This window comes from Marinifilum sp. D737 (genome assembly GCF_026672275.1).
Taxonomy (GTDB): domain Bacteria; phylum Bacteroidota; class Bacteroidia; order Bacteroidales; family Marinifilaceae; genus Marinifilum.
In genome coordinates this window covers 222,709-233,405 of sequence record NZ_JANQCD010000002.1, presented here as the reverse complement: position 1 = coordinate 233,405, position 10,697 = coordinate 222,709, and the positions used below count along the sequence as shown (strand labels likewise).

At 36.1% G+C, this 10,697-nt stretch carries 8 protein-coding genes; 6 read left to right on the top strand and 2 right to left on the bottom strand.

Translation table 11 applies throughout. The features are described from left to right. Positions 1 to 38 precede the first annotated feature (38 nt). The gene (locus NQ163_RS03285) at positions 39 to 689 is read left to right on the top strand and encodes an NAD(P)H-binding protein (protein WP_268188856.1); all 651 of its coding nucleotides are present in this window, start codon (positions 39 to 41) and stop codon (positions 687 to 689) included. Between the two features lie 70 nt (positions 690 to 759). On the opposite strand, the gene NQ163_RS03280 is transcribed toward NQ163_RS03285, so the two are convergent. Beyond that, positions 760 to 1,518, bottom strand: coding sequence for an SDR family NAD(P)-dependent oxidoreductase (locus tag NQ163_RS03280; RefSeq protein ID WP_268188855.1), 759 nt, complete (start codon positions 1,516 to 1,518; stop codon positions 760 to 762). 155 nt (positions 1,519 to 1,673) lie between these two features. Between NQ163_RS03280 and purL the strand changes: the two genes are divergently transcribed. The 4 genes from purL (at position 1,674) to NQ163_RS03260 (ending at position 7,094) form a co-directional block, all read left to right on the top strand. After that, positions 1,674 to 3,830 (top strand): phosphoribosylformylglycinamidine synthase subunit PurL, encoded by a 2,157-nt coding sequence (purL, locus tag NQ163_RS03275; RefSeq protein ID WP_268188854.1) that lies wholly within the window; start codon positions 1,674 to 1,676, stop codon positions 3,828 to 3,830. Positions 3,831 to 3,983: 153 nt separating this feature from the next. After that, the gene (gene ubiE / locus NQ163_RS03270; RefSeq protein ID WP_268188853.1) at positions 3,984 to 4,727 is read left to right on the top strand and encodes a bifunctional demethylmenaquinone methyltransferase/2-methoxy-6-polyprenyl-1,4-benzoquinol methylase UbiE; all 744 of its coding nucleotides are present in this window, start codon (positions 3,984 to 3,986) and stop codon (positions 4,725 to 4,727) included. A 42-nt stretch (positions 4,728 to 4,769) separates the two neighbouring features. Further along, positions 4,770 to 5,474, top strand: a complete 705-nt coding sequence (gene porT / locus NQ163_RS03265) for a type IX secretion/gliding motility protein PorT/SprT (RefSeq protein ID WP_268188852.1) — start codon at positions 4,770 to 4,772, stop codon at positions 5,472 to 5,474. Between the two features lie 48 nt (positions 5,475 to 5,522). Next, positions 5,523 to 7,094, top strand: coding sequence for an NAD(P)/FAD-dependent oxidoreductase (locus tag NQ163_RS03260; RefSeq protein WP_268188851.1), 1,572 nt, complete (start codon positions 5,523 to 5,525; stop codon positions 7,092 to 7,094). A gap of 220 nt (positions 7,095 to 7,314) precedes the next feature. On the opposite strand, the gene NQ163_RS03255 is transcribed toward NQ163_RS03260, so the two are convergent. Next, positions 7,315 to 8,157 carry a TrmH family RNA methyltransferase gene (locus NQ163_RS03255; protein ID WP_268188850.1) on the bottom strand — a complete coding sequence of 281 codons (843 nt, stop codon included), beginning with the start codon at positions 8,155 to 8,157 and terminating at the stop codon, positions 7,315 to 7,317. 82 nt (positions 8,158 to 8,239) lie between these two features. Here NQ163_RS03255 and tamL point away from each other — a divergent pair, with 82 nt between their 5' ends. Next, the gene (gene tamL, locus NQ163_RS03250; RefSeq protein WP_268188849.1) at positions 8,240 to 10,630 is read left to right on the top strand and encodes a translocation and assembly module lipoprotein TamL; all 2,391 of its coding nucleotides are present in this window, start codon (positions 8,240 to 8,242) and stop codon (positions 10,628 to 10,630) included. Positions 10,631 to 10,697: the final 67 nt, after the last annotated feature.

Genomic DNA, 10,697 nt, shown 5'->3' with positions numbered 1-10,697 from the left:
CTTTAAATAGAGTACCAAACCTCTTAAATTATTGTATTATGAAGGCAATTGTAAGTGGAGCTTCTGGATTTACGGGAGCAAAATTATTGAAACGTATATTGGCAGATCAGGATTATACAAAAGTTTATGCTTTGGTTAGAAAGAGATTGTCCATGAATCATCCAAACTTGGAGCAGATTGTAATAGATTTTGAATCTTTTACTTGTGAACAAATACCTTCTGAGATTGATGTGGCATTTTGTTGTATCGGAACAACAATAAGAAAGGCTCAAACAAAAGAAAATTTCAGAACGATCGATTACGAATATATTACAAAGTTTGCGAAGGTTTGTGAGGAAAAGGGGATTGGTAACTTTCATTTGATTAGTGCGATAGGAGCTAGTCCGGAATCTTATTTTTTCTATCAAAGAGTTAAAGGCGAGGCCGAATGTTTTATTAACTCTCTGGAATTTGAGTCGGTTACCATTTATCGACCATCTGTAATTTATGGTGGAAGGAAAGAATTCCGGCTGTTCGAAAGCTTTGCTGCCTTGATCAGCCGAAATTTTAAGTTTTTATTTATCGGAAAAATGAATCGAATTCTTGCCGTTACGGGCGATCAATTAGCCAAAACCATTCATATTAAATCCAAACAGTTTATTCCTGGCCGTTGGATCATCGAATCCGAGGAAATTTCATGTACTTATTAATCCGAGTTCGAAAAAAAATAGCTGCAGAAAATCAGATTTGGTTTAAAAATGATGAATGAATATCGGCTTATTAGTTACGCACAACATCTCTTGCTGAAGCTTGGGCTGTTGGCATGATAAGAATATCGTTAATGTTCACGTGAGCAGGACGAGTTGCAATAAACTCTACAGTATCAGCTATGTCTTCCGCATATAATGGGGTAAAACCATTGTAAACCTGGTCAGCTTTATCTTTATCCCCTTTAAATCGAACAATAGAGAATTCTGTTTCAACCATACCCGGAGCAATCGAGGAAACTTTGATGTTATGAGGAAGCATATCGATTCTCATCCCTTTGGTTAAAGCATCTGCAGCATGTTTTGTGGCGCAATAAACATTTCCTCCTGGATATACTTCTTTTCCAGCAATTGAAGTAACATTTATGATATGACCTTGTTTTCTTTCTATCATCAAAGGACTTACAGCTTTAGTAATGTAAAGTAACCCTTTAATGTTGGTGTCAATCATTCTTTCCCAATCATCAATAACCCCATCTTGTAGTGCCGAAACGCCAACTGCCAATCCAGCATTGTTTACCAAAAGGTCAATCTTTTTCCATTCTTCAGGTAATTCATTGATTTTTTCGAAAACCTCTTCTTGTTGTCTTACATCCAAAACCAATTTACGGATATTACATGGATACTCTTTAAGAATTTCCTCTTCTAATCGGTTTAAATTTTCTTCTCTTCTTCCCGAAATAATAAGGTCGTATCCCACTTTTGCCATTTTTTTGGCACAAGCTTCACCGATGCCTGCTGTAGCACCTGTTATAAAAGCAATTTTAGTCATTTTGTATTTGTGATATTAATTTTGTTTTGTTGTTGAGACTGTAATTTACAATCAATCTTTTCTTGGAGTTGTAAAGGTAAAAACTAAGGTGATAATTCGTGTTCCTATCTTATTTTTTTTAAATTTAAAATATTCATCACCAATAAACTTGCGCCATGGAAAAACAAGATGTATCAGTTCAGGTTGCCGAAGATCTTGGCATAGATAAAGAATCATACGATAAGATCGTAGAAAGTTTAGGTCGAAATCCTAATTTATTAGAACTACAGATTTATTCTGTTATGTGGTCAGAGAACTTATCTTACAAAAGTTCTGTTTCATGGATATCATCGCTGCCTAACAAAGGCGAATATATTATTTCAGGTGCAAGAGAATCGAGTGCAGGAGTTGTTGATTTAGGAAATGGAGAATATTGTGTATTCAAAATGGGAACACACAATCATCCTTCCGGTATTGATCCATATCAAGGGGCTGCGACATGTGTTGGTGATGTGTGTAGAGATATTGTTTCACTTGGTGCCAAGCCGCAAATTATTCTCAATTCATTACGATTTGGTGATTCTACTTTGGATAGGACAAAATGGTTGATGGATGAAATCATTAAGGGGATAAATGATTATTCAAATGTTTTATACATAGAAGATATTGGAAGCGAAATTTTCTACAATTCATCATACGATACAAACCCCATTGTAAATGTAATGGTGGCCGGACTTGTTTCAAAAGATAAACTTCTTTTCAATAGAAAACTAGAAGCAGGTCAGGTGTTGTTCATTGTTGGAAATCCAACAGGTTCCGAAGGCGTCTTCGGACAAAATGAGAGTTTTACAATTCCAAAAGGAAATCCAGATCTTGGCAATTCGCTAACTGAAGTGATTCTGAAACTTAATGATCAGGATGCATTGGTAAGAGTTGAAAATATGGATATGGCGGGTATCATTAATTCATGTTCTGTAGTAAGTGCTTATGCCAATACAGGAATCGATATTGATTTAAATAAAATACCTCTAAGTCAGAATGGAATTAAGGTTGAGGAAGTTCTTCTTTCGAGAACACAAGAGCGATTCCTGTTGGTAGCAGATAAGAAAAATGCAGACTTAATTCAGAAAACATTTGAAGAGCACAAACTTGTTTGCGAGGAGATTGGTGCATTAACCAATAATAAGTCGATCAGATTTTTTGAGAGCTCAAAATTAGTTGCCGAAGTAATTGCTAAGGATTTGGTAATGGGATATGGAGCTCCACAAGCAGACCGCAAATTTCATGATTTGGCTCAGGTTGATACCATAGATTACCTTGAAACCATTCCAGAACCTGATAATTATTGGAAAGTGATTAATAAGATGGTGAACAATCCTAATCTTGTAATCAAGGAGCATCTTCAAAGAAATATAGAAGACAGAGACAATTCTCCATCCGATGCTCAAATCACATTTTTTGGAAATGATAAGAAAGCAGTTTGCTTTACTGTATCAGGTAATTCGGTGTATTCTCTTAATAATGCATATGTAGGAGCACAAATTAATATTGCTCGAGCCGCCAGAAGAATTGTTTGTTCGGGAGGTAAGCCATTAGCAATAAATGATTGTTTGAACTTTGGAAGTCCGCTTGAAGAAAATGTCTATTCTCAATTTGTGGCAACAATAAAAGGAGTCGCCAAAGCAAGTTCTTATTTTGAAACTCCGGTAGTTGGAGGAAATGTGAGCTTTTACAATGAAAGTTCTGTTTTAGGAAAGCGAAAAGCCATAAATCCAACACCTGTTATTGCCATGATGGGAGCTTTGCCAAATAAGGAGAATCATATGTCGTACATTTTTAGAAACAAAGGTGAAATGATTTTCTTAATCGGTAAATCCAGAAATGACATATCGGGTTCAGAGTATTTGTGTTCTTATCACCAAAAGTGTCAGGTGGGAATTCCATATTTCAATATTGAGGATGAAAAAGCAATTAATGAAACGGTAACCAAATTAATAGAAGCTAAACTGATTTGTTCTGCTCACAGCGTTGAGCGTGGAGGATTGTTCTTTAACCTGATCGAGTCATCGATGCCACTTGGTTTAGGCTTTGACATTACTTCGCCTGCCGAGGTGCGTATGGATGCCTTCTTATTTGGCGAAGCTCAGGGTAGGGTTGTAGTTTCAGTATCAATGGAAAATGAAAACGAATTTGTTGACATGATGATGGAAAGTGGTTTGCCATTTTCTACTTTAGGACACATCACAAAAGGAGAACTAAGAATTGATGATCTCTCATACGGTTATATTGATGAATACAAGAAAATTTACATGAAAAATAATATTATCGGATAGATATTTGCTGAAAATATTAAGATTACAGATAACAAAGAATCAGATAATGGTTCTTTGTTTTTCATTCACTATATTTGTGCGATCGTAAATTGATAACGATCGCATTGTTTTTGAAATCTATAAGATCTGTTACTAGATTTCCTCACTATTAATTTGAAAAGAAAGTTCGTGGTAAATCCATACAAAGATTTAGATAAAGGGAAGAAGGCACAAGTTGCCCTGATGTTCAATAATATTGCAAAGAAATATGATTTTTTAAATCATGTTTTGTCAATGGGAATTGATAAGTTGTGGAGAAAGAAGGCGGTAAAGTTATTGAAACCTTTGCAGCCGAAAATGGTTTTGGATATTGCTACAGGAACTGGAGACTTTGCTTTGGCTAACCTAAAATTGAATCCCGATAAGGTTGTAGGAATTGATATCTCTACCGAAATGTTGGCTGTAGGGAGAGAAAAAATTTCAAAGAAAAACTTATCGCATAAAATTGAATTGTTGGAAGGAGATTCTGAAAATATTCAATTCGAGGATAACACTTTTGATGCAATAACGGTGGCCTTTGGTGTTAGGAATTTTGAAAACCTTGAAAAAGGATTGTCAGAAATGAACCGTGTGGTTCGACCTGGAGGTAAAGTGGTGGTTCTAGAATTTTCAAAACCAAGAAGATTTCCAATTAAGCAGATTTATAATTTTTACTTTTTTAGGATTCTTCCATTCTGGGGAAGAATGGTGTCAAAAGATGCTTCGGCATACACTTACTTGCCCGAATCTGTTGATGCTTTCCCTGATGGTGACGCTTTTCTAAAGATTTATGAAGCTTGCGGTTTTACTGAAACAAAACAGATCAAACTAAGTTTTGGTATTGCCTCGATATATATTGGAACCAAATCAATACAATAATTTTATATTTTAGGGGTTATTACTAAAAATAAACGATCCAGATTGAAACGATTACTATTAATACTGCTCTGTCTTTCCCTTTATTCCTCTGCTTTTTCGCAAAGTAGATATAAGCCTGAAAGCATACTGAATTACCAAAAAGTTGACCAAAAATGGTTGCACTTTGGTTTTACATTGGCTGTAAATAATATGGATTTTGCCTTATACAACTCAGGGGTAAATGATGCCAGAGCTGAACAAGTTGTTTTTTCCCCTGGATTTTCGGTAGGAATTGTTTCTGATTTGCGTTTGCATGAGAATTGGTCCTTAAGATTTTTGCCGGGGCTGGAGTTTGGAGAACGAACCATAAAGTATTCCAACTTGCCACAGGAAGATGTAACTGTTGAATCAGTTTTGGTAAACCTTCCTTTAATGCTCAAATATCGCGCAAAGCGATTGAATAACTATCGACCATATTTGATTGGAGGAGCTAGTTATAAAATTGATGTGCAATCGCAAGATAAGCTCGATCCGGAAAATAATATGCTGATTCGTTTAAATTCTACTGATGTGTATTTGGAGTTAGGTGCTGGTATCGATTTTTATTTGCCATACTTTAAGTTGGCTACCGAATTGAAATTTGCAATAGGTTTGCGCGATATCATTAATCATAGCTATGATATTGAGAATCCCGGTTATGAGGCATACACAGATGCCATTCGTGGTATGAACTCTAAAATAGTTACATTATCCTTTCATTTCGAGTAATTTACTACTCTTGCACTTTTTTACCATTTCACCTTTTTACTTTTTTACATGATTACTGATATTGATATTGTTCTGAATCCCAAACAAGCTTCTGATGAATCCTTTTATAAGCCTATTCTGGCTCAAAAAATAAATATAAAAGTTGGTAGAATTAATGGAATTCAAATTCTAAGAAAATCTATTGATGCTCGAAGAAGAGATATCAAAATAAATATGAAGTTTCGTGTTGCAGTGGATGAAAAGCTTCCTGTGGCGAAAGAATTGATATTTGATTATCCGAATGTAAAAGATAAGAAAAAGGCAATTGTTGTGGGGGCTGGTCCTGCAGGTTTATTTGCGGCTTTACGATTGGTAGAATTGGGATATTGCCCTATTGTTTTAGAGCGAGGAAAAAGTGTTGAAGATCGAAAGAAAGATTTGGGTCAGTTGCATAGAACCAGAAATGTAGATCCAGACTCAAACTACTCTTTTGGAGAGGGTGGTGCAGGAACTTTCTCGGATGGTAAGTTGTATACCCGATCTAAAAAGCGCGGAAATCTGAAGAAAATTTTAAATGTGCTACATTTTCATGGTGCTCAGGATGAGATTCTGTACGAAGCTCATCCGCATATTGGAACCGATGTTTTGCCTAAGGTAATTGTTAATATCCGTAAGAGTATTATTGCTGCAGGTGGAGAAGTTCACTTTTCATGTAAGGTGACCGATTACTTGCTGGATGCCAATAAAATTACAGGTGTGAAAACTCAGGATGGCAAAACGTTTAAGGGTGAAGCAGTGATTTTGGCAACAGGTCATTCGGCTCGCGATGTATACCGAAAATTAAATGAATCTGATATCGATATTGAAGCAAAATCTTTTGCAATGGGAGTTCGTATCGAACATCCACAGGAATTAATCGACCAAATTCAATATCACAATCCAAACGGAAGAGGCAAGTATTTACCAGCGGCCACTTACAGTTTTGTACATCAGGTTGAAGGACGCGGGGTGTATTCCTTCTGCATGTGTCCGGGTGGAGTAATTGTTCCGGCTGCAACAGGCGAAAATCAGCAAGTGGTAAACGGAATGTCATCATCGGGAAGAAATACTGCCTTTGCCAATTCTGGAATGGCCGTTGAAATTCGCACCGAAGATTTAGCGGAATATGAGCAATTTGGACCCTTGGCTGGATTGCATTTTCAGGAAGATTTGGAGGCACAATCATTTGTAGAAGGAGGGGAGAACCTAACAGCTCCTGCCCAGCGAATGAAAGATTTTGTTGAAGGAAGAAAAAGCGAAAGCCTGCCAAAAACCTCCTATCATCCGGGTGTGGTGTCTTCCCAAATGCACAAGTGGTTGCCCGAGCACATTTCTTATCGATTGCAAGAAGGCTTTAAGGCATTTGGCAGAAAATCAAGAGGATTTCTTACCAATAAAGCTGTAATCCTAGGAGTAGAATCGCGCACATCTTCGCCGGTAAGAATACCAAGAGATCGTGAAACTTTTCAGCATACCAAAATCGTAGGACTATTTCCTTGTGGCGAAGGGGCAGGTTACGCTGGCGGTATTGTATCCGCTGCCATGGATGGTGAGCAATGCGCCGATGCGTTTGATAGGTATTTTACGTCGAACTCACGTTAGTTAAGATGTTGATCTTTGAATGTGTGTACTCACATTTTTGAAGACAATAATTACTATCTGTATATCTCACCACACATCAGGTGATGCTTTCCCGGACCTCAGGCCAAGCATGTCATGTATATACTATTCATGCGTTGGGAGTGCTTCACTATTGGCAAGGAGGCAACTTCTGATGTATTTATTTCAGAAGCTCAACCCTAACACAATAGGTATAGTGGGCTTAATACTCTCCTCTTCTAAACTCCGAACAAATAATAGAGGTTGCAACCGATACATTCAATGATTCTGACGTTTCCTGATCGGCAGGGAAGTTTGGAATGAATAATTTATCGCTCACCATTTGCCCAATTTCTTCGGATATTCCCTGACCTTCGTTGCCCATTACAATAAACCCCTTGTTCTGCAATTCGCATTTGTAAATGGTTTCACCTTCCAAAAAAGTTCCATATACCGGGAAGTCCTCTGTATGGTAATGGGAAATCAAATCACTTAAAGAAGAGTAGCTAACTTTAACTCGTGCTATAGCTCCCATACTTGCCTGTATCACCTTAGGATTGTATACATCTACAGTGTTTTGTGAGCAAAAGATATTCTTAATGCCAAACCAATCGGCAATGCGGATAATGGTACCCAGGTTGCCTGGGTCCTGAACATCATCAAGTAATATCGATAAGGAGTTTTTTATGGTGTGTTCATCAATATCGCTAGCTGGAATCCTGAAAACCGCAAGCACAGGCGATGGTGTTTTTAAACTACTCACCTTTTTCATTAGTTTAAGATCTGTTTCAATACGATTTTCAATCTGATTAAGATGTTCTGTAGTTGGTGCGTTTTTCCAATCTGGAGTGTGCACAAGGTAAGCCACTTTTATGTTGGTTTGTAGCAGGTCCATTACCAACTTATCGCCTTCGGCAACAAAAAGTTGATGAGAATCTCTATATTTTTTCTTTTGTAAGCTGGATATAAGTTTAATTTGATTTTTTGAAAGCACTGCTAAAAGCTTAAGAGTTAGTAAATCAGATTGTTTGTGTTGGCGTTTTTCAAGAATAAAAGCAATGCTCATAAATGTTACAGATGCATTACAAATTTTTAATTGATATAAGTATCTTTGTTGTAATTTAAACCGATAAATATTCAATTCATTCTTGAAAGCTATTCTAAAATACAAAAGTAGTTATTATTTCCCGATTTTACTTTTCTTTCTGAGTCTCTTACTTGGTGTAAGTTCGTGTTCAACCACCAAGTATGTTGGGGATGATGAATACCTTTTAAATAAAGTTATTGTTAAGACTGACGACAGGTCAGTACCAGTAAGTGATCTTAAAAAGAATATCAAACAAAAGTCTAACCTAAAGATCCTAGGTACCTGGCGTTTTCATTTAGGACTTTATAATTTGTCTGGTAAGGATAAATCGAAAGGCTTTAACAAATGGCTTAGACGAATTGGAGAAGAGCCTGTAATTTATGAAGATTTTCAGACGAAAAGATCTGTAGCCCAGTTACAGTTATACATGAAGAAAAAAGGTTATTACAATGCTGTGATAAAAGATTCAGTTGTTTTTAAAAAGAAAAAAGCAAAGGTGTATTACACCATAATAGCTAATAAACCTTATCGATATCGTAAGTTATATCACCAACTTGATGAATTGCCTTATAATTTTTTATCTCCATCGCAAAAATTAAGTGAGATGCCTGATTCTACTTTGATTCGTGGCTTTGTGAATGAGGATAAAAAAAATGCGAAGCTTAAGCAGGGAAAAAAGGTGGACTCTGATGTGCTTGGAGAAGAGAGAATGAGAATATTTAAGATGCTTAAGAATCAGGGGTATTTTAACTTTTCAAGAGAGTACATTCATTTTATGATGGATAGCACAAAGAAAGACCATCAAATGGATGTTTTTGTTGGTTTGAAAAAACCTTTGAATGAAAAGGCAACCAAGAAGTATCGAATTAATAAAATTAAAATCCTTACCGAATATGATCCAAAGTTAATGCTGATGAATGATTCAATTTATTTATCGGAATTGGATACTTTGGAGCATAAAAATGTTGAGTTTATTTATAGAAAAAAGCTTAAAATAAAGCCTGATGTAATTCTATCCTCAATTCTTATAAAAAAAGGGAGTTTGTACAATTTGAATTCTGTATCTCAATCATATAGTAGATTACAGCAATTGAATCAGTTTAAGTTTGTGAATATAAACTTTGATGAGGACACAAAAGCAAATGATGATGGATACGGTAGTTTGAATTGTGTGATTCAATTAAGTCCACACAACCTACAATTCTATTCATTCGAGTTGGAAGGAACCAATTCCTCTGGAAATATTGGATTTGCAGGAAATTTGAATTATCAGCACAAAAATTTGTTTGGCGGTGCCGAGGTGTTAGACGTTCAGCTTTCTACAGCCAGGGAAAATGTGAAATCAAGTGAGCAAACAAATTTTAGTTCTTCTGAGTATGGTATCGTTTCAAAATTGAGTATTCCTAAGTTTATACTTCCATTTTTCGATGCTGAAAAATTCAGAAAGTCATACAATCCTAGAACCATATTTTCACTTTCCTATAATTTCCAGAAACGTCCTGACTATACCAGAACCATTGCAGATGCAAGCTTTGGGTATTTTTGGAAATCGTCGAAGTATTTGCGCCACACTTTTAACTTGGTTGAGTTAAATTTTGTGGATGTGAAAGATTTAAGTGAGGATTTTTTGAATGATATCGACAATTTGTACATTCAGAACTCTTTTACCGATCACGTTATTGCCACTTCAAGATATTCGGTAACTTATAACGATCAGAATATTAATATCCCGAGAAATTACAATTACCTGAGATTTAGTGCAGAGGTGGCTGGTAATACTTTGAAAACCATTGATAATATATTGGGTCGATCGAAAAGAAACGATTATGACTCCGATGGAAATATTGAGGGAACTTACCATGACTTTTTGGGAATTAGATATGCACAGTATGTAAAAGGTGATATTGAATATCGATTTAATCAATATATCAACCGAGCAAACAATATGGTATATCGTGTTTTCTTTGGCATTGGTTATCCTTATGGAAATTTAGAGGTATTGCCATTCGAGAAAAGTTATTTCTCGGGCGGAGCAAATGGTATCCGTGCCTGGCAGGCACGATCTTTAGGTCCTGGTTCATATATAGATGAGGGAGCTACTTATCCAAACAATACTGCCGACCTTAAAATTGAAGCGAATCTTGAATATCGCTTTAAACTTTTTTGGGCATTGGAAGGAGCGCTTTTTCTTGATGCAGGAAACATATGGGCAATCTCAAAAAAGGATGATAGAAAGGGAGCCGATTTTAAATTTGACCGCTTTTATGAGGAAATTGCATTAGGCACAGGTTTTGGTACGAGGGTAGATTTAAACTTTATCCTTTTCCGTTTGGATTTAGGTTTAAAGTTGAGAGATCCCTCAAGAGGGAGCAATGAGCGTTGGATTATTGCCAAACGTCCCTTTAAATTCAATCAGTTGACATTCAATATTGGTATCGGGTATCCATTTTAAGTTGATTTTTGCCTAAATAAAAGTGAACTTTATTTACATTCTTTAAAAATATCCAATTGCATTCGTT

Excerpts from the sequence above, each read along its gene's own strand:
- NQ163_RS03260 (WP_268188851.1), top strand. The coding sequence starts at position 5,523 with ATGATTACTGATATTGATATTGTTCTGAATCCCAAACAAGCTTCTGAT.
- NQ163_RS03280 (WP_268188855.1), bottom strand. The coding sequence starts at position 1,518 with ATGACTAAAATTGCTTTTATAACAGGTGCTACAGCAGGCATCGGTGAA.
- NQ163_RS03255 (WP_268188850.1), bottom strand. The coding sequence starts at position 8,157 with ATGAGCATTGCTTTTATTCTTGAAAAACGCCAACACAAACAATCTGAT.
- NQ163_RS03285 (WP_268188856.1), top strand. The coding sequence starts at position 39 with ATGAAGGCAATTGTAAGTGGAGCTTCTGGATTTACGGGAGCAAAATTA.
- purL (WP_268188854.1), top strand. The coding sequence starts at position 1,674 with ATGGAAAAACAAGATGTATCAGTTCAGGTTGCCGAAGATCTTGGCATA.